Raw genomic sequence first — 24,029 nt, 5'->3', positions numbered from 1 at the left:
AATATCTACCTCCGGCTCGCGCCGAGATCAGCCGGCCAGACTCTCTGTTGGCCGGTATCGTCGATGCCTGTGTCGGGCGAGTCGAGGACCACGGCTGATGGAGCGCTTTGTGCAATGGGCCGGGCACCTGAGCCTCAATTATGGCTTCCTGCTGGATGCCTATCAGCGCGGCAGTTTGGTCAATGGCGCTTGGACCACCGTTTTGCTCTGCCTGTTGGCCATTATCGGCAGCCTGCTGGCGGGACTGGCTTTGGCGGCGATGCTCACCAGCGGCCATCGCTGGCTGGCGTGGCCGGCACGAGTCTTTGTCGAAGTGACCCGCAACACACCGACGCTGGTACAGCTGTACTGCGCGTTCCTGGTGCTGAACATGCTGCTGACCCAGGCCGTCGGCGCCGCTAACCCGTTGACGCCGTTCGCCTGGGTGGTGATCGTGATTTCCCTGCACAAAGGCGCGTTTCACGCTGAAGCCCTGCGGGCCGGCGTCGAGGCGGTACCGGTGGTGACCTTGGAGGCCGCCAGCTCCCTGGCCTTCAGCCGCTGGCAGTTGCTGTGGAATGTGCAACTGCCGCTGGCCCTGCGTTTTGCCTTGCCGTCGCTGGTCAACAACCTGATCGATCTGGTGAAGATGACCGCCGTGGCCTCGGCCATTGCCGTCGGTGACATCACCTACGCCTCGATCATGATCTGGACTCAGAGCGACAACGTGCTGGAGCTGATGCTGCTGATCCTGAGCTTTTTCGGCCTGCTGAGTTTTATCGTCAATTGTGTCGGCCGCTACCTTGAAGCGCGCCTGAGGATGCCTGGCTATGGCCATTGAATGGTCGGTGATCGAATCGTTGCTGCGTTGGTCCCCGGCGCTGGCGGTGGGCTTTGGCCAGAATATCCTGATCAGCTTGCTGGCAATTGTCATCGGCTCTGCCGTGGGCCTGCCGATTGGCGCCCTGGGGTTGTCGTCATTGCGCCTGCTGCGCTGGCCGGCGCGGTTGTGGGTGCAGTTGTTTCGCAATGCCCCGTGGCTGGTGCTGATCTACTTCACCACTTATGTGTTCCCATTCGAAGTCCATGCTGGCAGCCACTATCTGCCATTTCCCGACTGGCTGAAAGTCACCATTGGCCTGGCTTTACCCACCAGCGCCAACGTCGCGGAGATCTTTCGCGGGGCAATCAGCTCGACTCCCGCCACTCAATGGGAAGCTGCTCGCTCCCTGGCTCTCAGTCGCCGCCAGCTATTTTGTTCGATCATCCTGCCGCAGTGTTTCAAGCGCATGCTACCGCCATGGATGAACCTCTATGCGGTGATCACCATGGGCACCGCCCTGGCTTCGCTGGTGGGCGTGCATGACCTGATCGATACTGCGCAGATCGCCAGCAACACCGTCAACCGCAGCGGCTTCACCGTGTTGATCTACTTCAGCGTGCTGGCGTTGTTCTTCGCCTATTGCTACCCGATTTCCCGTCTGACCCAACGCCTGGAGCGACGTTATGCCTTCTACTGAAACGCTCGCCAGTCTGCGTGATCTGCACCTCTCGTTTGGTACCAACCGGGTGCTTAAGGGTATCGACCTGGATATCCAGCGCGGCCAGGCGGTGTCGATCATCGGCCCGTCCGGTTCGGGTAAATCGACTATCCTGCGCTGTATCACCGGGCTGCTCAAGCCGCTGCGCGGCAGCATCCGTGTCGGCGGCACCGAGGTCCACCTATTGCGCCGTGAAGCTGAGTTGATCGAGCTGCGTAAGCGGGTCGGCTTCGTGTTCCAGCAATACAACCTGTTCCCGCACTTGTCGGTGCTGGAAAACCTGTTGGTCGGTCCCTGCAAGGTGCTTGGGCGTAGCCGCGCCGAAGCTGAGCCGCCAGCCCGCCGGTTGCTGGCCAAAGTACGCATGGAGCACAAGGCCGAGGCCTTTCCCGGCCAGTTGTCCGGTGGCCAACAGCAACGGGTAGCGATTGCTCGGGCGCTGGCGATGCGCCCGGAACTGATCCTGTTCGATGAAGTGACCTCGGCCCTCGACCCGGAAACCGTTGGCGAAGTGCTGACAGTGATTCGCGAGCTGACCGAGGAAGGCATGACCTGCGTGTTGGTGACCCATGAAATGCGTTTCGCCGAGGACATCAGTGACGTGGTGTATTTCACCGAGAACGGTCGGATCGTCGAGTCCGGCAGTGCCTACCAGATTTTCCAGCAACCACGTAGCGAGCGCACCCGCGAATTCCTCCGGCATGCCCTGGGCGACGTCCACCGCCGCCCGACGCAGGCCGACCCGTTCCGGCTGAGCAATATCAGTCCATTGAGCCTGTCCATCTGATCGTGATTCACCTGATAAGGAGCTTGCCCATGAGCACCACCGAACGCACCGACGTGATCGAATCTTTCCTGGTGAAGATCCGCGCCATCCATCAGCGCGGCGTCGATCGCGCGGCACTGGAAGAAATCATCGTTTTACTGGAAGCGCTGGCCGAACGCCGTGAGCTGTTCAATTTCGAAAACTTTCCGGCGCCGGTGGTGGGCGAGGGCGATAGCGCGTTCCGCTACCGCCTGAACGACGATGGCGACACCCCCACTCTGTACCTCAACTCGTTGCTACCGGGCAAGAACACCATCGCCCACAACCATGAGACGTGGGCGGTGATCAGCGCCGTCGAAGGCCAGGAGCTGAACCGCGTCTATGTCCGCCGCGACGACGGCGCCGACCCGCAACACGCGGTGCTGGAGCTGGAACGTGAAGTGGTGGTGCAGCCCGGCACGTCGATTGCTTTCCTCGGCGAAGACCTGCACAGCATCCGTGTCGATGGCGAACAGGCAACCTTGCACTTCCATCTCTATGGCCGTCCGTTGGAGTCCCTGGAGGGCCGTTACGGCGTGCGCGACGATGGTACTGTCCTCAACTACAACAAGTCGCAGATGACGCCCTCGATCAATGCCTATGCTCGTGCTCGTGAATTGGTGTTGGAATGACTTCTTTATCCCAAGGCGAAGCTTTTATGAGCACAACCGTGACTCCGGTGCAGTTACAGACGTGGTTGTTCGATGGCCGGGAAATTGCCCTGTTCGACGTTCGCGAGTACGGCCAGTACGGCTCGGCGCATCTGTTTCATGGTGTTCATCTACCCTATAGCCGGTTGGAGCTGGAAGCCCGGCGCCTGGCGCCGAACCTGGCGGTACGCCTGGTGATCTATGACCAGGACGGCGGTGAGCTGTCGTTACGGGCGGCACGGCGGTTGGCTGAACTTGGCTACCGTCAGGTGCATCGCCTCGAAGGTGGCGCCGAAGGCTGGCAGGCTGCCGGCTTGCAGTTGTTCGCGGGAGTCCATGTACCGTCCAAGGCGTTTGGCGAACGGGTCGAGGAAGTCTGCCATACGCCGCATATCAGCGCAGGCGAACTGGCTTCCTGGCAAGCCGAGGGTAAGCCTGTGGTGCTGCTCGACGGTCGGCCATTCGGCGAATACCTGCAGATGACCATTCCCGGTTCGATTTGCTGCCCGAACGGCGAACTGAGTTATCGCCTGCACGACCTGGTACCGGACGAGACGACGCCGATAGTGATCAACTGTGCCGGTCGTACCCGCAGCATTATCGGCGCGCAGACGCTGATCAACTTGGGCGTGAAGAACCCGGTCTATGCCTTGGAAAACGGCACCCAGGGCTGGTTTCTCGCCGACTTGCAATTGGAACATGGCAGCACTCGGCGTTATCGCGACGAGGCGCCGCCGGCTAAGCTTGAGCAGCAGCGCGAAGCGGCCCGGCAACTGGCGCTTCGCGTCGGCGTGCCGAGCGTGACAGCGGTGCAGGTTCGTGCCTGGGCCGAAAGCACCGAGGACAGCCTGTTTCTCTGCGATGTGCGCAGTGCCGAAGAGTTTGCTCTGGGCAGTCTGCCCGGTGCGCAACATACACCGGGTGGCCAGTTGATCCAGGACACCGACCTGTATCTCGGTGTGCGCGGGGCGCGGGTCGTGGTGTTCGACGACGATGGCGTGCGCGCGCCGGTTGTTGCCAGTTGGTTGCGTCAATTAGGTCACGATGCGCGGGTCCTTGAGGAAGGCCTGCACAGCGACCTGAGTTTGCCGGTGCCGACTTCGCCGCCATTCTCCGAACTGCCCACCCTCGACGCGACAAGCTTGTCGCGGGCCTTGGCCCAAGAGCGCGTGGCGCTGATCGACCTGCGTCCGAGCATGACCTTCCGCGAGAGCCATCTGGCTGGCTCGCAATGGTCGATCCGACCTTTGCTGGCCGCTCAGGTGGCGAATGAAACGCGGCCACTGGTGCTTGTCGTTGCAGACCGGGCGGTCGCGCAGTTGGCGTTGCTGGAATTGCCGCCGGCCCAGCGCGCCCAGGCACGAGTGCTGGCAGGAGATATCAAGTCCTGGGAAGAGGCCGGCCTGAAACTGGTGAAGGACACCTCGGCTTTGCCTGATGAGCATTGCATCGACTACCTGTTCTTCACCCACGACCGGCACTCCGTTAACAAGGACGCGGCACGCCAGTACCTGGCTTGGGAAATCGGTCTGTTGGGGCAGATGACCGAGGCCGAGATTGCCAGTCTGAATCCAGTGCCACCGGCGACCGCGCCGGTCGATGTGCGAACTCGCCTGGTGCACGCCGCGCGGACCTGCAATGGCAGCGGCGCTCGGGCGGTAAACGTGCCGGTGACGCGCCTGAGCACCGTGTTGTTCGACAATCTGGCACAGATGCTCGACGCCCGCACCCGGCGCGACAGCGAACGGGTGCTGAGCTACGGTGCCCGTGGCAATCCGACGGCCTTTGCCCTGGAAGACCTGGTGACCGAGCTGGAAGGCGGTTATCGCACGCGGCTGTTCAGCACCGGCCTGGCGGCGGTAGCGCAGACGCTGCTGGCGTACCTGCGACCGGGTGATCATGTATTGATTACCGATGGTGTGTACGGGCCGGTACGCCGGCTGGCGAAGGAATTTCTCGGTCCCTTCGGTATCGATGTCGAGTACTTTCCGGCGGATGGCCGCGATCTCCAATCCAGGCTGCGCGCCACCACGCGGATGGTCTATTGTGAGGTGCCGGGTTCGTTGCTGTACGAACTGAGCGATTTGCCGGCAATTGTCGCTTTGTGCAAACCCCGCAATATCCTGGTGGCAGTCGACAACACCTGGGGTTCGGCGTACCAGTATCGACCGTTGGCGCTGGGTGCGGATATCTCGATCATGGCGCTGACCAAGTATCTGGCCGGTCACAGCGATGTGGTGATGGGCAGCGTCTGCACTAGCGAGGCCGCCTGGCAGCCGTTGGCGCGGATGAGCGACAGCTTTGGCAACACGGTCAGTCCCGACGATGCCTTCCTGGTGCTACGCGGTGCGCGAACCCTGGCGGCGCGGCTGCAAGTACACCAGCGCCAGGGCCTGGAGATTGCCCGCTGGTTACAGGCGCAACCGCAGGTCCGGCAGGTGTTCCATCCGGCGTTGGCGGAGCACCCTGGGCATCAGCTCTGGCGGCGCGATTTCAACGGCAGCAACGGGTTGCTGTCGTTTGAGTTCGCCGAGGCCGACCCTCGGCAGGCCGAGCGCTTTATCGGCGCCTTGAAGCTGTTCGGGTTGGGGGCGTCATGGGGGGGTTATGAAAGCCTGGTGACGCTGGCGGATCTGGACGATCGCCAGTTCCCGGTGCCGTCGCGCCACCCGGTGATCCGTCTGCATATCGGGCTGGAAGCGGTCGCCTCGCTGATTGAGGATCTGCAACGCGGCTTCGCCGCCCTCTGAGCCTAGTGGCCTGCGTGACGCGTTCTATGAGTCAATGCCGGCGCCACCCACCCCTGGCCGGCGCTGCTATTGCTCGCCATAGCCCGTCGATGACTCGTCATAGCGTCTTGGCCATGGACGTGTGGCATCCGAACTCGAGCTGGCGAACTCACCGTACAGGCCACTAGCCTCCCGAGGGAAGTCACGATCCCTCGGGCTGGCCTACCTCCACGGTGAAACGTCCTGGGCCCGTCATAAGGCCCGGCGCTGTTCCAGCACGCGTTTCACGCCTTCAAGCACCAATACCAGTACCGCCAGCCAGATCAGGCTATAGGTCAGCCATTCCCATGACCGGATGCTTTCGCCCAGCAGCAAGGCGACGATCACCAGCAGGATCGGTTCGACGTACCCCAGCAGGCCGAACAAACCAAAAGCCAGCATACGGCTGGCCAACAGGTAACAGATCAATGCCGCCGCGCTGATCACCCCCAACAGTGGAATCAACCCATACAGCGCAGGTCGCCGGTCGAGCACGGCAAAACCTTGTTCGCCGTATTGCACGAACCACCAGGCCACCGGCAACATCAAGGCCATGTCGAACCATAAGCCGCCCAGGTTATCGGTGCCATTGCGCCGGCGCAGCACGAAGTACACCGGATAGCCGAGGGCAACCAGCAAGGTGGTCCAGGAGAAACTGCCCGCCTGGTACAACTCGTTGAGCACGCCGCTGCAGGCGAGCAGGGCGGCAATGGTCTGCAGCCGCGACAGACGCTCGCCGTAGACGATGCGTCCGGTCAGCACCATGGTCAGCGGCAGCAGGAAATAACCCAGGGACACGTCGAGGCTGTGGCCGTTGAGCGGTGCCCAGAGAAATATCCAGAGCTGTACGCCGAGCATCGCCGAGGACAGCAGTAGCTTGGCCAACAATATCGGTTGTCGGCGAATGCGGATAAAGATCGTGGGCACCACTTTCCAGTCACCGGACAGCCACATGAACACCGTCAGGCACGGCACAGTCAGCAGCATGCGCCAGCCGAAGATGTCCTCGCCATTGAGCGGCTCGAGCGAGGCGGTGTAGAAATACAGGATGGCGAACAGGCAGGATGCCAAGACCGATAAAACAATACCTCTGGACACAACGGCCTCACGGATGGGCGAGTACGGGTTTTTGGTGGCCGATAGCTTGATGCTTTACGGCGGGCGAGGCAAACCGGTCGCGCGGTTTTCGGGCGTGGCTGCGCTATGGCGTCGTTTTCAGTGTGAAAGGATGTCGTCGGCCTTTTGTCGGCGGAACACCAGCGCCTTCAGGCTGCTTTCGATATCGATATCGGGAAACTCCGGCGGATTTTCCAGCCGTTGTTCGAAACGCAGGCCTGGCGCTTCGTGGGTCATACCGGTAATCAGGAAATCCGAACCGATTGACGGATCGTTCATGCAGGCCAGCACCGTCCCTTCTTCGGCCAGCAATTTCGGCAGGCGACGCAGTACCCGTTGGTAATCCTTGGTCAGCAGGAAGCTGCCTTTCTGGAAGGAGGGCGGGTCGATGATCACCAAGTCATAGGGGCCGCTGTTGATCACCTTGCCCCAGGACTTGAACAGGTCGTGGCCAAGAAAGCTCACCTTGCCCATATCGTGGCCGTTCAGGCGGTGATTGTCGCGGCCACGGCCGAGGGCGGCACGAGACATGTCCAGGTTCACCACATGCTCCGCACCACCCGCAATGGCCGCCACCGAGAAGCCGCAGGTGTAGGCGAACAGATTGAGCACACGTTTGCCGGCTGCATGGGCGCGGACCCAGTCGCGGCCATAGCGCATATCGAGGAACAGGCCGTTGTTCTGCTTTTTGTCCAGGTCGACCTGATAACGCAGACCGCTTTCGGTCAGGGTCCATTCTTCGACGGCTTCGCCGAGTAACCATTCGGCGGGGCTCAACGGCAGGTAGCGGTGTTGCAAGAGCAGGGAATGGGCACCCGTGGTTTTCCAGGCATCGGACTGGCTCAACTCGCGCAGTACCCGCTTGAGATCCGCGAGTTGTGCCGGCTCCGGCTCCTTGAACAAGGAGGCCATGATCACCCCCTGTAACCAGTCGACAGTCACTTGCTCCAGCCCTGGCCAGCAACGGCCACGCCCATGGAACAGCCGTCGGGTTTCTTCCGGGCAGGTCGCCAGGGCGTCGAGCAGGTGAGTGTGGAGGAGGGACAGGGCTTGGGGATTCATCGGGCAGGATCGGCAATCTGAAAGGACCCGTATTTTAACCCCATGCCGATGGAAAATCGTGCGACTTTATCGGCTTCATTGATGTCAATGGGCCGCTACGCAAATGCGTTCAAGGGAGGGCCGGATGATTTTCCTGTCATTTGTTCTCGACAGATGGTAGAAGGCTCGCCGAGCCCCGATATAGAGGGTTTTGTAGGATTTTTTTCGACCACTCAATCCAAAGAAGCAATGCATGAACCCAGGTAAAATCGCAGTAGGGTTATCCGCCTTTTTGTTGTTCGCCAGTGGCGCGGCGCAAGCGCGTGGTGTGCTGGATTTTCTCGACCCGCCGGCGCACCACGAAAAGCAGAGATACGGTTCCGGCTCCATCAGCCAGGGCGCGGCGCTCGATCTTTATTCCAGCCAGGAGCGTCAGCCGTCGTTCGAGGGGTGTGCGACGTTGTTCCCCAACGCCAAGCCAATCAGCCTGGGCAGCGTGCCGGCGACCATGAAACCCCTGGCGCTGTGTTCCGATCATTTCGCAGTGCTCTACTCGCAAACCAGCAAGACCCCGCTGGTGGTGGTCGAGCGTCTGAGTTCCGCGCAGTTGAAGGACGCCAAGGGTGAGGAGCGCACCAACCAGTTCTACCCGGACCCGCGCATCCCCAAGGGCGGCCGGGCCGAACTGAGTGATTACCGTGGCCAGCATCCGGCAGTGGACCGTGGTCATCAGTCGCCGGCGGCGGATGCGCCGAACCCGAATGCCATGGCCCAATCCTTCGCGCTGTCGAACATGGTGCCGCAAGATCCGACCAACAACCGCAAAATCTGGAGCAAGGTCGAGGCGGATGTGCGCAAATTCGCGATGCGTGCCGAGGGCAACGTCTATGTCTTTACCGGCCCGCTGTTCGACGACGGCCACGGGACCATCGGCGACAACCAGGTCTGGGTGCCCACGCGACTGTTCAAGCTGGTCTACGACAGTGCGTCCGGGCGAGCCTGGGCTTATGTGCTGCCGAATGCGCAAACCCGCATCGAGCGACCGATGGACTACCCGACCTTCGTCAAGACCACTGGGCTGCGCCTGTTGGATACCCTGCCGGTGTCGGGATCGTTGGCCAAGGGTTAGCCTACGGCCCGGATCGTGTCTACACGGAGCGGATCGTTCCGGTGCCACGCAGCCACTTGAATGAAATCCTGCTGTTCAGGGTGGGAGTCGGTACCAGGTCAGGATTGTCGGAATGGCCCATCCGCCCTCGGCAATTTCCCAGGGTTGTTTCGGACTGGACGGTATTAATATAAGAGAGATGCCCTCTACTAATAAAGTAAAGGGCACTCTCTCATATATTGAAGATAATCATCTGTTCCAAAGCCAAAGTGTTCATAAAAAGCGAGAAGATTGACCGCTGCGGCTTCACACAATCGATGATCAATTACCGGCAGCGCCAACCACGTCGATCAAGTAATCAAAGCAGATTTTTTGTGAGGGCGGTTCACAAACCAATCTTGCCTATTAACGGGGCTATTCGGTGCGCTGCCATCTTTATGGCATTACTGTATAGAACTCATGGATTTTGAAGGTATACGAAAAAAGCATAAATTAGCGGCAGGTTTATTAATCCATCTGCTGGACAAACGGGAGGATGTGTCTAAAGTCGTGTGCATAGATAAAGTCATCGATTAGCAGGCTATCGATTGAATCGAAGTTATGTGAGCCATTAATCCGTTAGATGGACCGGAGCTGGCCAAGGAGGGGATATGAAATTTGAGTCACTCATCGATTTATTTCTCGCAAATGTCGAACATCAACCTGCCACATTACTGACTTATTTGTACGAGGGTGAAGTACCTGGCTTCACCCTCACGCATGAGCAACTGGCTGATCGTGCTCAGCGCCTGGCTGGTTGGCTTGTTGCAAATGGTTATTCCGGCCAGCGAGCCGTGCTTCTCTATCCCCCTGGGCTCGAATTCATCGAAGCGTTCATGGCCTGTATGTTTGCGGGTGTGATCGCTGTGCCTGTGGCCCCGGCGCGGCTCTCCGATAATGGACCCAAGGGCAAGCGCGTTCAGGCGATTATACGAGACTCTAAGCCGGCAATCATATTGGGCGTGACTCAGATAATTCAGCAGGCTCCGGACTTTGTTGGTCATTATCCTGACTTTGCCGAGATAGCATGGTTTGCGACCGATAATACCGAGGTCTGGTGGCATTATGCATTTACCCCGCAGCCTCTTGGCGCTCATCAACTCGCCTGTTTGCAATACACTTCAGGGTCGACGGCGATTCCCAAGGGGGTTATGCTTTCACATCAAAATCTGTTGCATAATTTAGCTCTTTTCGATCACCGTGCCGGTCATCAAACAGACAGTCGAATTGTAACGTGGCTGCCTCATTTTCATGATCTTGGTTTGCTCTATGGCGTACTCTTTCCTCTCTACAAAGGTGTCTCAAGTTATTTGTTGCCGCCACTTTCGGTCGTGCAAAAGCCGGCTCGTTGGTTGCAGGCTATTTCAAATTTTAACGGCAGCCATACAATGGGGCCGAACTTTATCTATGATCACTGCTGCGACCGAGTGACTGAAGCTGAATGCCAGGGGCTCGATCTCTCGTCCTGGCGTCTGACAATTAACGGTGCGGAGCCGGTACGAGCCAATGCCATCCGGCGCTTCAACGAAAAGTTCTCTCCCTATGGCCTCAGTCCATACACCGTGAGCGGCGGATACGGACTGGCGGAAGCGACCTGTCTGGTTACCGCCAAGGAGTGGAACTCGCCGACGCGCAGTCTCAAACTATCGTCCGAGGCGTTAAAACATCACCTTGTCCAACCGGCAAAGCCGGATGAGGCGGTCAGCGAAATTGTGTCTTGCGGTGCTCCGGTGGCACTGGGTACGACGCTCAAAATTGTCGATCCTGATGGGCAAACGTGTTCGGCCGAATGTATCGGGGAAATATGGCTACGAAATGACAGCGTAGCCAGTGGTTATTGGCAGCGTCCGACGCAGAGCGCCCAGACGTTTGGCGCCAGGTTGGCCAACGACGCCACCGGTCCGTCCTTTTTGCGCACGGGCGATCTTGGCTTTCTAAATGGAGGCGAGCTGTTCATTACCGGCAGGATTAAGGATTTGATCATTGTCGGTGGCAGCAATTACTACCCTCAGGACGCCGAGGGAGAGATTGTGCTGGCTCATCCGGCGTTCAAACCCAGTGGCTGCGCGGTATTTACCGTGGAACGGGAGGAGGCGGAAAAAGTTATCGTCGTGCAGGAATTGGTTCGCAATTATGCTCGCTGGTCGTTTGACGAGATGTTCGCGGCGGTCAGGCGGGCGGTCGGCTCGATCTATGAGCTACCCGTTGAGGCAATCGTGCTGATCAGCCCCGGCAGCACACTGAAGACATCCAGCGGCAAGATTCAGCGAGCGTCCTCCAGGCAGGCCTACCTCGATGGTTCGTTGCACACGATCGCGCAATGGGATCGTCGCGATGCCATGGCAAAAGAAAGTTCTGCGCTGGACCGCCCCCCAGCGGCGTTGTGTTCGTTACCCGCTGATCTTGAAGCATTTATGATCGCCTGTGTCTGCGAACTGACGATGTTGCCGCCATCGGCTGTCGATATCAGCCGCCCCTTTGCCGAGTTTGGGCTGAGTTCGATCCAGGGGACCCAACTCATGAGCCAATTGACGGAGCGATTCAGCCTGGAGGTGCCCGTCACGGCTTTCTATGACTATCCCAGCATTCAACAGCTCACCCGTCTGTTGACCAGTCGTTGGCTGCTCGGTCTCGTTTGTGCCGAAGCGGCTGTGCTCCTCGAATCTCCCGCAGCAACGTCAATCGCCACCCACCGTTCCTTCCAGGAATTGGGGCTGGATAACCTGATGGTTGTCGAGTTGCACAACAGGCTTGCCGCCACTACTGGATTTCGGCTTGAAGGAAGCGTTGCGTCTGAACACTCCACTGCATTGTCATTCTCTGCGTTTTTGACCGCTGAACTTTTGGGGCGTCTGCCGGAGTCCGATGCGAGTTCTGGAGCACCGTGTTCAGTGGAGGGAGAAGAGGACCCTATTGCCATCGTGTCGATGAGTTGTCGGTTCCCGGGCGCCGGTACACCCGAAGAGCTGTGGAAATTGCTAGTCGATGGAGAAGACGCTATTTCAGGGTTTCCCGAGAATCGCGGCTGGGATCTCGATGGCTTTTACCGTCTCACCTCGGGCGCAACGGACAAGCGTTATGCACGCGAAGGTGGTTTTCTTTATGACTGCGATGGTTTTGATCCGGCCTTTTTTGGCGTGAGCCCGCGCGAAGCGTTGGCTATCGATCCGCAGCAACGGTTACTGCTCGAGCTCGCCTGGGAGGCGCTGGAACGTGCGGGCATTGATCCAGTCCAGCACGATGGTGGCAACAGTGGTGTCTTTATCGGCATTTTCGCCAATGACTACCTCGCGCAACACCCGCCCTCAAGCATCGAGCACTTGAAAGATCATGTGGTCACTGGCTGTGCGACGAGCGTTGCCGCTGGTCGTCTAGCCTACTTCTTTGATTTCCAAGGCCCGGCGGTCAGTGTCGATACGGCCTGTAGTTCATCCCTGGTCGCTCTCCATCTCGCTGCGCAAGCGCTGCAACGCGGCGAGTGTACGCTGGCACTGGCCGGTGGGGCGACGGTCATGGCGACCCTGAATACGTTCATATTGTTGGATCCGCAAAGCGCGGGGGCAGCGGACGGGCGCTGCAAAGCTTTCTCTGCCGAGGCAGACGGCGCGGGGTGGGCCGAAGGTGCGGGGATGTTGTTACTGGAACGTGTGTCCGATGCCAAGCGCAACGGTCACCCGGTACTGGCGCTGATCAAAGGTTCCGCGATTAATCAGGACGGTAAAAGCCAAGGCTTGACGGCACCTAACGGTCTTGCGCAGGAGCGTGTCATCCGCCAGGCGTTGGTCAATGCCCGGCTTACCCCTCAAGACGTGGATGCCGTCGAAGCTCATGGTACGGGAACCCCTCTTGGTGATCCGATTGAGGCCAAGGCGGTGTTTGCGACGTATGGTAGCGCCCACTCCCGCGAACAACCGCTGTGGCTCGGCAGCCTCAAGTCCAATCTTGGTCACAGCCAGGCAGCGGCTGGTGTCGGTGCGGTCATCAAGATGGTTCTGGCCCTGCAGAATAGGGTGTTGCCCAAAACCCTGCATGTGCAACGTCCGTCACCGCATGTCGACTGGTCTTCTGGCAGTGTTCGTTTGCTCACCGATTCCGTTCCCTGGAAGGCTGGTAGTCGCCCACGTCGTGCGGGTATCTCGTCATTCGGAATGTCCGGCACCAACGCCCATGTGATTATTGAAGACGCGCCCGATGCCACGCGGCCATCGGTCCAGAGTTCCTTGCCACCAGTAGATGCCTGGCCGATTCTGCTTTCAGCAAAGAGTGAGGTGGCCCTGCGTGCCCAGGCCCGGCGTTTGCACGAGCATCTGTTGGCCGATGCGGGCCTTGCCCTGGTCGATGTGGCCTATTCGCTGGCGACCCACCGAACGCAGTTCGAGCATCGTGCCGCCGTCGTCGTGGCGGAACGCAACGAGTTACTCGTCGCGCTTGAGTCCTTGGCCCAGGGCTTGCCCGTCCCAAGGAGCGCTAGCGGCCGTAGCGTTAGAGGGAAGGTGGTTTTCGTCTTTCCCGGGCAAGGCTCGGAGTGGGCGGGTATGGCGAGCGTGCTGCTGGCAACCGCACCGGTGTTCAAAGCGCAGATCGAGGCGTGCGAGCGTGCCTTCGCTCCCTATCTCGACTGGTCCTTAGGTGAGGTATTGAGCGGCATCGACAATCGTGAACTCAATCAAGTCGATGTCGTGCAGCCTGTTCTTTTCGCTGTAATGGTATCGCTGGCGGCGCTCTGGCGCTCGATGGGTATCGAGCCCGATGCCGTGGTGGGTCACAGCCAGGGGGAGATTGCCGCGGCCTTTGTTGCCGGAGCGCTGTCACTCGAGGATGCGGCGCAAATTGTTATTCGGCGAAGCCAGGCGTTCAAGGGCCTGCCAGGCAAAGGTGCGATGTTGACCGTGGCACTCGGTGCCGAAGCCCTGGCGCCGTACCTGATGCCATGGGGCGAACGGCTGTCTATCGCGGCAGTCAACAGCCCGGATGCGACACTGGTGGCGGGGGAGGCGCAGGCCATTGAAGTTTTATTGAACGAACTGACGCAGGCGCAAATCTTCGCTCGCAGGCTAAATGTCGAGGGGGCCTCGCACTGTGCCTTGGTGGAGAGTGTCGGTCAGGAGTTTTTGCGCCACCTTGCTCCTATCGCACCTCGCACCAGTGAGCTCGCGCTGTATTCAACGGTGACCGGCGACCTGATCGAGGGCACGGAGCTGGATGCTCGGCATTGGTACCGTAACCTGCGCCAGACCGTGCGTTTTGTCGACGTGACTGAAAAGCTGTTGGATAACGGGCACCGCTTCTTCATTGAAGTCAGTCCTCATCCTGTACTGAACGTCGCGCTAAAACAAACCCTGGAGAAGAGATCGTTCGCCACGGCTGTTGCCGGTACGCTGCGTCGCCAGAATGGCGACCTTGCCCGCCTGCTGCTGTCTGTCGCCGAACTACAGGTCCAAGGCTTGCCGGTGGACTGGAAGCGCTTCTTTGCACCTTATCCGGCGCAGGCGGTCGGGCTGCCTACGTATGCTTTCCAGCATGAGCGCTTCTGGCTGAAGGCCAGCAAACATAAAGAAGCCAATGCCGCTACCTTGGGGCAGGGAGCGGTGGACCATCCGCTATTGGCCTCCGTCATTACCCTGGCTGACGGCGAGGGCTATATTTTCAGTGGTCGCTTATCTCTCGCCGAGCAGCTCTGGCTCGCCGGTCACAACGTTTCTGGTTCAGTGATTTTGCCGGGCACGGCGTTACTCGAACTCGCGTTGCTGGGGGGGCATCATGTTGCTCTTGATCTTGTTGAAGAACTCACCCTGGAAGCGCCCCTGGCACTTCCCGCCGAGGGTGCGGTGCTGTTGCAGATGGTTATCGGCGCCCAGAACGCAACGGGCCAAAGGCCACTGACGATCTACAGCCAGGCCCAGGACGGATTTGCGGATACGCCTTGGGTGCGACATGCCAGTGGGACGCTGGCGGCCGAGATCGAGGTGGCCTCTTTCGATCTGGGCCGATGGCCGCCCGAGGGAGTCGTATCTGTATCTATCGAGGGACTCTATGAAAGGTTGGCTGCGCTCGGTTTGAGCTACGGCGCCGATTTCCAGGGCTTGCGCGCGATCTGGCAGTTGGATGAGGCGATTTTCTGTGAAGTCCGGCTCCCTGACACTCTCGTAGAGGAGGCCGCGAACTTTGCCATTCATCCTGCATTGCTCGATGCGGCGCTGCATGCATTGATGGTTGACGACGCTGGCCAGGCGCCCCTCGCGATGCCTTTTTCCTGGATGGGTGTTTCCTTGCTCCGGGTGGGCGCTAGCTTGTTACGAGTGCGTTTGGAGCGGCAAAAAGAGTCAGGCGATATCCAACTGGATATCGCCGACGCTGATGGCAACGCGTTGGCCTCGATTCAGGCGTTGACGCTGCGCCCCGTCTCCACCAGGCAACTCAACACTCAAGACACGCTGCTTGAGCTTCGCTGGACCCCTTCACCTTGGTCCAAGGTCGCCGCCACCTTTGTGCATTGCGCATTTCTCGGTGTTTGTGGCGACAAGCAAGAGGGACAGACAGACGGGCTTGAGGGTGAAAGTTACCCCGATCTTCCGGCCTTGCAGCGGTCGCTTGATGACGGTGCGGCGGCTCCTGATATTGTCATTCTGGCGTTACCAGTACCCGCGTCAAAGGATCTGGTGGCTGCCGCCCATGGGGCAGCCGCTCTGGAGCTGTCGTTTCTGCAAAGTTGGCTCAAAGACTCTCGCCTTGCTTCCACGCGACTGGTTCTGCTGACGTCTCACGCAGTTGCCACTTCGAGTGATGACGCTCTCCTTGAGCTCGCTTGCGCACCGCTCTGGGGACTTGCCCGTACCACGCAAAGCGAGAACCCCGATCTGCCGATTTTCCTCGTCGATACCGACGATAGCGAAGCTTCATACCGCGTGCTGTCCAAGGGCGTAGCCATGGGGCATCGGCAATTCGCCTTGCGCAACGGGCAGTGTCTGCTCCCTCAATTGGCCAGGGTTGGTGCGCAGGATCTGTTAGCGACCCCGAAGGCGCCCGTGGGATCGCACCCTGTGACCGCAGGCTCCCTTGCTGGCCGGGCGCTGGTCACTCGCTCCGACGCTCCGGCATTCGATCCAGAGGGCACCGTTCTGATATCGGGTGCAACGGGCACGTTGGGTGCGTTGATAGCCCGTCATCTGGTCAGTCGATGGAGGGTCAAGCACCTGCTGTTGGTCTCACGCCAAGGGCTTGGCGCGACCGGCGCGACCCACTTGCTTGCGGAGTTGCAGGCCTCAGGTGCCGAGGTCACCATTATGGCCTGCGACGTCGCCGAGCGCGCCGCGCTGCAAGACCTTTTGAACCGCGTTCCGGCGGCCCATCCACTGACCGCGATCGTGCATGCGGCCGGTATTCTTGATGATGGCGTGCTCGATGCCATGAGCCCCGAGCGTCTTGATCGAGTCTTCTTACCCAAGCTCGATGCCGCCTGGCACTTGCATCAGCTCACGCTGCACCTGCACCTGCACCTTTCGGCCTTCGTGCTCTTTTCTTCGATTTCCGCCCTTGTCGGTAGTCCCGGTCAAGCCAATTACGCTGCCGCCAACAGCTTTCTCGATGCCCTGGCGCAGCAACGCCGAGCTCAAGGGCTTGTCGCCACCTCGATAGCCTGGGGATATTGGGAGCAGGTATCTGGCGTGGCAAAACTCAGCGCTGCCGATATCACGCGAATGGAGCAGCAAGGTGTGCTTGGGCTCTCGTCGGCTCAAGGCCTGGCTTTGTTCGATGCGGCGCTGGCGAGGCCAGAGGCTACGCTGGTCGCAGCGCGTTTTGATATGAACAGACTCGCTGCTCGCGCTGATGGTCCCGCTCTTTTGTTCCGTGGGCTGTTACGCCGCCGCCGCGAGCGGCCGACCGCCAGTGGCGTCACTGCGAGTGCTTCGTTTGCTCAACAGCTGTCGGCGCTACCGAGTACCGATCGCCGGCAAGCTCTGCTGGAGCTTGTGCGCAGCAAAGCCAGCACGGTTCTTGGCCTTGCCGCGACAGAGATCGAGCCCACTCGTTCGCTACAGGAACTAGGGCTTGATTCTCTTATGGCCGTTGAACTGCGAAACAATCTGGCGGCGGCAACGGGCCTGTCACTGCAAGTCAAAGTTGTGCTCGATCACCCCACTCCTGAAGCCTTGGTGGTGACTCTGCTAAAGCGTCTTGAGGCCGAACTCTCCACGGGCTCATCGGTGCCAGCCGTCTCCTCACCGGAGGAGCAGGATGGACGCTTGATTGGACTGCTTCGCCAGGCGCGGGTGACAGGGGCCTATGAAGAGAGTCTGAAAGCCATAGAAACAGCGATGCAAGCTCGCGTCAGTACGGAGCAGTCAAAGGCGGTAGCGCAAGCTGAAGCGTCGCCCGTTCGACTGAGCAGTGGTCCGCAGGCAATCTGTTTGTTGTGTTTCCCGTCCTTCCTGCTGCCATCCGGGCCCATTGTATTTGCGCGTTTTGCTGCCGAGTTCAGAGGCAGACGTGACCTGTTGGTCGTACCACATTCGGGTTATCGCAGCGGTCAGCCATTACCAGAAAATCTCGATGATTTAGTGGCCTCGCGAGCGCGACTCGTCCTCGCCAGTGCCGGGAATGCACCCTTTGTCCTCCTGGGACATTCTTCGGGAGGGTGGGTTGCGTATAGGGTAGCCGAGTATCTGGAGCGCATCGGACGTGGGCCGGTAGGGGTAGTGCTATTGGATTCGCACAAGATGGAGCAAGTCACTGCGTCGATAATAGCCGAACTGAGCGCGCAGGCTATTGAGACCACCTCTTTATTAGGGAGTATTCCGGACACGGCGCTGACAGCGATGGCCTGGTATAGCCGGATGTTCTTCCCGCTTGACAAAGATGGCAGCGAGCTCAATCAACACTGGCAACCGCCAAAGCTGTCCGCCCCTGTCTTACATGTGCAAGTGTCTGAGCGTATGAGCGGGCTTAAAGAGCACGAATGGCGTTCGGATTGGGATCGCTCAACTGCAACAGTGACAGTTTCGGGAGATCACAACTCCATGCTGCAAGAGAAGGAAACCGCAACGGCTGTAGAGGAATGGATTGCCTCGTTAACTTAAATCAGTTAGATGAGGATTGTGGGGTTTAAATGATCTTAATCTAAATTAAGGGTGACTTATGTATACTGCGGATGCTTGGGTTTTGCGTTCTGGCGATTCTATGGGCGGTGCAACTGACTCTTTAATCAGAAAAGCCATTGAGTTTGGCGAAATCAAAGATTCGGAAGTATTGGTTGAACCATTGTTCGGTTCCTGGGAAGGCAATATGACGCATGCCATCGAACGCTCACCGATCGATATTTGTGTGGCGCGAGGAGAGCCGGAGGTGGTGCTGGGTAATTCTGGAGTGGTTCGTGTACTTAAATGTGGTCGTGACGTTACTGGCCTTTCAGAGGGTGATAACTGTTTGTTTTTTGGGGCGACTAAGTGTGATCGATATGGTTATGTTGAACTGGCCCATGCTTACGATGCACCCAATACGATAGGCTTGTTAGCCAAGCGCACGAAGGTTGCGGCGAACAATTTATTCCCCATTCCCGATGACTCTCGTTTTACTTTGCAGCAATGGGCCGCCTTTTCAATTCGCTACCTCACTGCATGGTCGAATTGGAGAGTTGCCTACGGGTGTTTGAGATTGCAAATGAATGAAGCGGCTCTTCCGGTTCCACTGGTGTGGGGATGGGGTGGCGGAACAACGGTTGCCGAGCTTGACCTGGCCCGTCACTTTGGATGCGAGCCCACCCTGGTGGCGGGCAATAAGGCTCGCCAACATGAAGCGCAAGCTCTTGGTCTCGAAATAGTTGATCGACGCCTGCTAGCGGATCTCAACTACGATGAAAACAAATATTATACCGATGCCGATTATAAAATGGCGTATAACGCGGCAGAAAAGAAATTTATTGAAATCGTCCAAGAGCGGACCCGACATGCAGGCGTTTCGATATTTGTAGACTACATAGGAAGCCCCGTTCAACGGGCCTCTCTGCGCGGGTTGGCCCGCCAAGGCGTGATCACCACTGCCGGTTGGAAGCTGGGAATGAAAACTACATTTTTACGGGCTAGCGAGTGTATTCGGCGACATATTCATGTCCACACGCATTCTGCCTGTTATTCGGAGGTTCGTGAGGCTATGGTGTTCGCCGAAGCCAATAACTGGATGCCGACGGTGACGGTTGAATACGATTTTGACAGCATCCCGGAACTGGTGTCGGCGTATGCAAATGGCAGTTTGTCCTCTTATTTTCCGGTCTACAGTGTTAATTCTGTATGAAAGACAAACGTATCAGCAAGACGGCGAGTATCGTTGCGGCAGTTCGTGCGAAACATAGACTCTACGATAGTCCGATCATTTTCAATGATCCATGGGCGATCAAGCTTACCAGTGGGTTTTGGCGTTTTGTTTGCGGTAACAGATTTTTCGCCGCTTGCGTGTTTGATACGCTGTTGGCTGACTTGCGCCCGGCCCAGGCCAGTGTGCTGTGTCGAGCGCGTTTTGCCGAAGATGCACTTGAGCGATCGCTCGAAAAAAATATCCAGGATTATATTATTTTAGGTGCGGGGCTTGATTCATTTGCCCTGAGAAGGGTCGGCTCCATGGAGGCACTACGGGTTTGGGAGTTAGATGCCCCGACGACTCAACAATACAAGAAAAAGCTGGTGATGAAGCTGTTGTCGGATATGCCCGCCAATCTGCACTGTGTCCCGGTAGATTTCGAACGTCAAGATTTTCAGGCGTCATTAGTGAGCTCTGGATTTTCAAAGGATGTTCCAGCTTTTTTTTCTATTCTTGGTTTGAGTTACTATATTCAAGAGAAGGTTTTTCTGGAGATGATGGCCACTATTGCTAATGATTTTTGCAGTGGTACCGAGCTGGTGGTTGACATAAGAGTACCGAAGGAGTGTGGCGATAGCTGTGATTTTTCGAGATTTGAAAAAATTGAAAAATTTACCGCAAGGCGAGGAGAACAATTGGTTACTCAATTAAATCCTGAGTTAGCAATGTTGCGAAAGGGCTAGGTTTTGAGTTGTGTGAGCACTTGTCGCCAAGGATGCAACGCGAACGGTATTGCCAAGGGCGAGATGACGGCCTGTCTCCAACATCGGAAATCCATCTCTTTCATTTTAGAGTGCCGTAAGGGGCGGGCATGAAAATGTCGTGTGTATTGAATGTTCATGCATGGGCGTTGCCGTTGGTGGGTGACGTCAAGAAGCGGGGCGAGTGTGTTGGTATCACCACGAACCATAAGGGACTCCATATTTCTCGATATATTCCTTGGCGGCTGGCTTCAGGGGCAATGCGTACCGGCCATCATTTTTACCGCCCGAAGGCCCCACTTTCACCACCCAGCCCTGCACCCGTGCCACGTCGATGGGTTTCAGGCATGCGCCTCTAAGCCAGACCCTGGCGATGCCTCCAGGGGCCAGGCCGACCGTCAGCATGTCGCGATAGTCTGTTATCCATTTGCCATCGGCGGCGCAGTACGTTTTCTCACCGACAAGCATGGCTTGCCGGGTTGCCTCGGGAATAACGATATAGGCCTCGTAGGTTTGCGGTTCCACCAGCGATTGCCAGCGCACGTAAATCAGCCGTGGTAAATCAGCCCCCAGGACCAGCTTGCCCTTTCCGGCCCCTGGGAACTTCGGCCAACCACGCGGATCGTCCTTGAGGTTTTTCGATCTGTTGATTGAGGCCACACCGCTCATGGCGCGACGGTAGGCCCTGTCCTGGATGTCCACCGCATCGGCAGTTTCGATCCACACCTCCATATAATCGGGGACAAACAACCCCAGGTACCACGCGTCATACGGCAAGCGCCCGGTACCATGGACGCAGCCGCTCAACCACAGCAGCACGCCACACAGCAGCAAGCCTTTAGGTGGGTTCATGGGTGGTACTTCGCCCGTTGATTAGCCCCGGCGGGACGGTTGATGAACACCACCTCCAGATCACTGTTGCTCCATCTTTTTGCGCCTGGGCATCGCGAAGCCGGTGCTGGATCTTCATGGCCCAGGTGACTTTGGTATTACCACGAACCATAGGGAACTCCATATTTCTCGATGTATTCCTTGGCGATTGCGGATAGTGGTCGATGCCTGCCGCCTGACGTACCGTCATAAGGCCCCACTTTCACCACCCAGCCCTGCACCCGTGCCACGTCGATGGGTTTCAGGCACGCTCCCCCAAGCCAGACCCTGGCAATGCCGCCTGGAGCCAGGCCAACCGTCAGCATGTTCCGATAATCCGTGATCCATTTTCCATCGGCGGCGCAGTACGCTTTCTCACCGACAAGCATGGCTTGCCGGGTGGTCTCGGGAATAACGATATAGGCCTCATAGGTCTGCGGCTCCACCAGCGATTGCCAGCGCACATAAATCAGCCGCGGTAAATCAGCCCCCAGGACCAGCTTGCCCTTTCCGGCCCCTGGGAACTTCGGCCAACCACGCGGATCGTCCTTGAGGTTTTTCGATCTGTTGATTGAGGCCACACCGCTCATGGCGCGACGGTAGGCCCTGTCCTGGATGTCCACCGCATCGGCAGTTTCGATCCACACCTCCATATAATCGGGGACAAACAACCCCAGGTACCACGCGTCATACGGCAAGCGCCCGGTACCATGGACGCAGCCGCTCAACCACAGCAGCACGCCACACAGCAGCAAGCCTTTAGGTGGGTTCATGGGTGGTACTTCGCCCGTTGATTAGCCCCGGCGGGACGGTTGATGAACACCACCTCCAGATCACTGTTGCTCCATCTTTTTGCGCCTGGGCATCGCGAAGCCGGTGCTGGATCTTCATGGCCCAGGTGACTTTGGTATTACCACGAACCATAGGGAACTCCATATTTCTCGATGTATTCCTTGGCGATTGCGGATAGTGGTCGATGCCTGCCGCCTGACGTACCGTCATAAGGCCCCACTTTCACCACCCAGCCCTGCACCCGTGCCACGTCGATGGGTTTCAGGCACGCTCCCCCAAGCCAGACCCTGGCAATGCCGCCTGGAGCCAGGCCAACCGTCAGCATGTTCCGATAATCCGTGATCCATTTTCCATCGGCGGCGCAGTACGCTTTCTCACCGACAAGCATGGCTTGCCGGGTGGTCTCGGGAATAACGATATAGGCCTCATAGGTCTGCGGCTCCACCAGCGATTGCCAGCGCACATAAATCAGCCGCGGTAAATCAGCCCCCAGGACCAGCTTGCCCTTTCCGGCCCCTGGGAACTTCGGCCAGCCACGCGGATCGTCCTTGAGGTTTTTCGATCTGTTGATTGAGGCCACACCGCTCATGGCGCGACGGTAGGCTCGGTCTTGAATATCCACCGCATCGGCAGTTTCGATCCACACCTCCATATAATCGGGGACGAACAACCCCAGGTACCACGCGTCATACGGCAAGCGCCCGGTACCATGGGCGCAGCCGCTCAACCACACCATCACGCCGCACAGCAGCAAGCCTTTAAGCGGACTCATGGGTGGTACTTCGCCCGTTGATAACCCTCGGCGGGACGGTTGATGAACACCCCCTCCAGATCGCTGTTGTTCCATCCTTTGGCGGCATTCCAATGGGCCGAGAGATGAATGTAATGGCGGCGCAACAACGCGAGGTCCTCGGCGTTCAGGAGAGTGAAGGGCTCATGTAAGGCATAGGCTTGCAACTTGGCGGCGATGGGCTGGAGTTCGGTAGGCAAGGCAAGGGCTGGTGTATCTGGAACGGGATCAAACGCCACCCCAGCGCGCACGCCCAGCGCACGCATGATCCGCAGGTACACCAAGGAGAGTTCGCCGCGCACCTGACGCTCACCCGCGATGGCCGCATAAACACGCTTTTGTGCTGGGGTATCGCGGCGCTGGTGTTCGGTCCCCGTGTCCCAGGTGACAATACTCAACCCCTCGTGCGGGATGTAATGCTGCCAGTGGTCTTGGCTACGTTCGAGGCGCTGTTGGGTACGGCGATAAGCCTCGCTATGTTCGTTGGGTTCCTGGGGCGGACTGAAGCTGCTGTCGGGTTTGCTCAGCAACAGGTTTTCCGTGGCCAGCGGCAGGTAACCGCCGCCAACGTCGGAATGGCAGCCCGGTACAAACAAATCAGTGTCGGTACGGGTGAGCGAGAAGTTGTGACGATGCTCGTCGTTGGCCACCAGTTGCACCACCTGACGAGCGCTGCCTGGAGCCAGGCGTAGATTCACGCCAGGATTAAGGGCGTTGTGCGGACTGAAATCGTTGCTCAGCGGGGCGACGATGCCGGTCACGGTATCGAACAGGCCGATAAAATTGAGGATGACGTCGCTGCCGGCACGCCAGGCGAAGGTTTCAGCAAACCCCGGTGTACCGACCGGCATGGCCCGAGCCAGCAGGCTGTCTGCCCCTTTGAGCAGGTCATTGGCGCAGTGCCGAGCTGCCGCCGCGCCGCGACTGAAGCCAAACAGGTCGACTTCAAGGCGGCGAATCTTGAGGCTGGGGTTGTTTTCTCGAAACCGCCGTAACTGCTGTAGGACTAAGGCAGGTGCCTGTTCGACCCTGGCCACCACGCCGGTATCCCCTTGGCCGCTGCTCTGGGTGTAGAGAGAATCACTCTGGCCGCTGCTTGTGCCGATGCCTTCGACGTAGACCTTGATATGAGCTTGCTCCACCCTGTTTGGTAATTGCACGTCGGCCTGATCCGGATAAAGGTCATGCAGAAGTGCGACATTGCTGGTGGCATTGCCATAGCTATTGTCGGGAGGCACTCCAGATGCATCGAAGCCATAGGTGGTACAGAGTTGGCGAATCATGACCGCCGTCTCCCTATCCATACCCAGGTCACTGGCCCGGCAACCTTCACCGATCGCGCTGTTGCCCTGATTGTTGCCGGTGCCGTCGAAGAACAAGCCCAGATGGAGCACGATACCGCTTTGCTCCAGCTCCTCTTCTTCTTCCTCCTCTTCCAGGATGGGCTCCCGGATTGGCATTCCAGGCTTGGCTGTCGCC

At 58.5% G+C, this 24,029-nt stretch carries 15 protein-coding genes; 9 read left to right on the top strand and 6 right to left on the bottom strand.

What is annotated here, in order from left to right; genetic code table 11:
• Positions 1 to 97: 97 nt before the first annotated feature.
• From BMX68_RS11290 to metC, 5 genes are read left to right on the top strand one after another with little or no spacing between them, the layout of a single operon-like run.
• Positions 98 to 820 carry an amino acid ABC transporter permease gene (locus tag BMX68_RS11290; protein WP_017131253.1) on the top strand — a complete coding sequence of 241 codons (723 nt, stop codon included), beginning with the start codon at positions 98 to 100 and terminating at the stop codon, positions 818 to 820.
• Complete coding sequence (locus BMX68_RS11285) at positions 810 to 1,499, top strand: amino acid ABC transporter permease (protein WP_017131254.1); 690 nt, start codon at positions 810 to 812, stop codon at positions 1,497 to 1,499. The genes BMX68_RS11290 and BMX68_RS11285 overlap by 11 nt, the downstream gene beginning before the upstream one ends.
• The gene (locus BMX68_RS11280) at positions 1,486 to 2,307 is read left to right on the top strand and encodes an amino acid ABC transporter ATP-binding protein (RefSeq protein ID WP_017131255.1); all 822 of its coding nucleotides are present in this window, start codon (positions 1,486 to 1,488) and stop codon (positions 2,305 to 2,307) included. The genes BMX68_RS11285 and BMX68_RS11280 overlap by 14 nt, the downstream gene beginning before the upstream one ends.
• A gap of 29 nt (positions 2,308 to 2,336) precedes the next feature.
• Positions 2,337 to 2,957, top strand: coding sequence for a cysteine dioxygenase family protein (locus BMX68_RS11275; protein WP_017131256.1), 621 nt, complete (start codon positions 2,337 to 2,339; stop codon positions 2,955 to 2,957).
• Between the two features lie 26 nt (positions 2,958 to 2,983).
• Positions 2,984 to 5,725 carry a cystathionine beta-lyase gene (gene metC / locus BMX68_RS11270; protein ID WP_017131257.1) on the top strand — a complete coding sequence of 914 codons (2,742 nt, stop codon included), beginning with the start codon at positions 2,984 to 2,986 and terminating at the stop codon, positions 5,723 to 5,725.
• A gap of 231 nt (positions 5,726 to 5,956) precedes the next feature.
• Here metC and rarD read toward each other — a convergent pair whose 3' ends face one another.
• Together rarD and BMX68_RS11260 are read right to left on the bottom strand one after the other, a co-directional pair.
• On the bottom strand, positions 5,957 to 6,841 hold the full coding sequence (gene rarD / locus BMX68_RS11265; RefSeq protein WP_026013095.1) for an EamA family transporter RarD: 885 nt from the start codon (positions 6,839 to 6,841) through the stop codon (positions 5,957 to 5,959).
• Between the two features lie 117 nt (positions 6,842 to 6,958).
• Entirely contained in the window at positions 6,959 to 7,921 is a 963-nt protein-coding gene (locus tag BMX68_RS11260) for a class I SAM-dependent methyltransferase (protein ID WP_017131259.1), read from the bottom strand.
• A 232-nt stretch (positions 7,922 to 8,153) separates the two neighbouring features.
• On the opposite strand from BMX68_RS11260, the gene BMX68_RS11255 reads away from it, so the two are divergent.
• From BMX68_RS11255 to BMX68_RS11240, 4 genes are all read left to right on the top strand, one after another.
• The gene (locus tag BMX68_RS11255) at positions 8,154 to 9,029 is read left to right on the top strand and encodes a DNA/RNA non-specific endonuclease (protein WP_017131260.1); all 876 of its coding nucleotides are present in this window, start codon (positions 8,154 to 8,156) and stop codon (positions 9,027 to 9,029) included.
• A 629-nt stretch (positions 9,030 to 9,658) separates the two neighbouring features.
• Positions 9,659 to 18,124, top strand: a complete 8,466-nt coding sequence (locus BMX68_RS11250) for a type I polyketide synthase (protein ID WP_074862192.1) — start codon at positions 9,659 to 9,661, stop codon at positions 18,122 to 18,124.
• 58 nt (positions 18,125 to 18,182) lie between these two features.
• Positions 18,183 to 19,334, top strand: a complete 1,152-nt coding sequence (locus BMX68_RS11245) for an MDR/zinc-dependent alcohol dehydrogenase-like family protein (protein WP_026013096.1) — start codon at positions 18,183 to 18,185, stop codon at positions 19,332 to 19,334.
• Positions 19,331 to 20,080, top strand: coding sequence for a class I SAM-dependent methyltransferase (locus BMX68_RS11240; protein WP_256218781.1), 750 nt, complete (start codon positions 19,331 to 19,333; stop codon positions 20,078 to 20,080). The genes BMX68_RS11245 and BMX68_RS11240 overlap by 4 nt, the downstream gene beginning before the upstream one ends.
• A 213-nt stretch (positions 20,081 to 20,293) precedes the next feature.
• Here the strand turns inward: BMX68_RS11240 and BMX68_RS11235 are convergent, their stop codons facing one another.
• The 4 genes from BMX68_RS11235 to BMX68_RS11220 all read right to left on the bottom strand — a co-directional run.
• Positions 20,294 to 20,950, bottom strand: coding sequence for a DUF2931 family protein (locus BMX68_RS11235; protein ID WP_074862189.1), 657 nt, complete (start codon positions 20,948 to 20,950; stop codon positions 20,294 to 20,296).
• Between the two features lie 137 nt (positions 20,951 to 21,087).
• Entirely contained in the window at positions 21,088 to 21,741 is a 654-nt protein-coding gene (locus BMX68_RS11230; RefSeq protein WP_074862186.1) for a DUF2931 family protein, read from the bottom strand.
• 137 nt (positions 21,742 to 21,878) lie between these two features.
• On the bottom strand, positions 21,879 to 22,532 hold the full coding sequence (locus BMX68_RS11225; protein WP_074862183.1) for a DUF2931 family protein: 654 nt from the start codon (positions 22,530 to 22,532) through the stop codon (positions 21,879 to 21,881).
• A partial coding sequence (locus BMX68_RS11220; RefSeq protein WP_143063277.1) for a T6SS phospholipase effector Tle1-like catalytic domain-containing protein occupies positions 22,529 to 24,029 on the bottom strand: 1,501 nt, incomplete at its 5' end. The genes BMX68_RS11225 and BMX68_RS11220, both read right to left, overlap by 4 nt.

Source organism: Pseudomonas agarici (assembly GCF_900109755.1).
GTDB lineage: Bacteria > Pseudomonadota > Gammaproteobacteria > Pseudomonadales > Pseudomonadaceae > Aquipseudomonas > Aquipseudomonas agarici.
The sequence above is the reverse complement of the archived record's forward strand: the minus strand, read 5'-3'. Positions and strand labels throughout refer to the sequence as shown.

What these genes read in the sequence shown, in the direction of transcription:
- BMX68_RS11290 (WP_017131253.1), top strand. Translation starts at nt 98, where the DNA reads ATGGAGCGCTTTGTGCAATGGGCCGGGCACCTGAGCCTCAATTATGGC.
- BMX68_RS11285 (WP_017131254.1), top strand. Translation starts at nt 810, where the DNA reads ATGGCCATTGAATGGTCGGTGATCGAATCGTTGCTGCGTTGGTCCCCG.
- BMX68_RS11280 (WP_017131255.1), top strand. Translation starts at nt 1,486, where the DNA reads ATGCCTTCTACTGAAACGCTCGCCAGTCTGCGTGATCTGCACCTCTCG.
- BMX68_RS11275 (WP_017131256.1), top strand. Translation starts at nt 2,337, where the DNA reads ATGAGCACCACCGAACGCACCGACGTGATCGAATCTTTCCTGGTGAAG.
- metC (WP_017131257.1), top strand. Translation starts at nt 2,984, where the DNA reads ATGAGCACAACCGTGACTCCGGTGCAGTTACAGACGTGGTTGTTCGAT.
- BMX68_RS11260 (WP_017131259.1), bottom strand. Translation starts at nt 7,921, where the DNA reads ATGAATCCCCAAGCCCTGTCCCTCCTCCACACTCACCTGCTCGACGCC.
- BMX68_RS11255 (WP_017131260.1), top strand. Translation starts at nt 8,154, where the DNA reads ATGAACCCAGGTAAAATCGCAGTAGGGTTATCCGCCTTTTTGTTGTTC.
- BMX68_RS11250 (WP_074862192.1), top strand. Translation starts at nt 9,659, where the DNA reads ATGAAATTTGAGTCACTCATCGATTTATTTCTCGCAAATGTCGAACAT.
- BMX68_RS11245 (WP_026013096.1), top strand. Translation starts at nt 18,183, where the DNA reads ATGTATACTGCGGATGCTTGGGTTTTGCGTTCTGGCGATTCTATGGGC.
- BMX68_RS11240 (WP_256218781.1), top strand. Translation starts at nt 19,331, where the DNA reads ATGAAAGACAAACGTATCAGCAAGACGGCGAGTATCGTTGCGGCAGTT.
- BMX68_RS11235 (WP_074862189.1), bottom strand. Translation starts at nt 20,950, where the DNA reads ATGAACCCACCTAAAGGCTTGCTGCTGTGTGGCGTGCTGCTGTGGTTG.
- BMX68_RS11230 (WP_074862186.1), bottom strand. Translation starts at nt 21,741, where the DNA reads ATGAACCCACCTAAAGGCTTGCTGCTGTGTGGCGTGCTGCTGTGGTTG.
- BMX68_RS11225 (WP_074862183.1), bottom strand. Translation starts at nt 22,532, where the DNA reads ATGAGTCCGCTTAAAGGCTTGCTGCTGTGCGGCGTGATGGTGTGGTTG.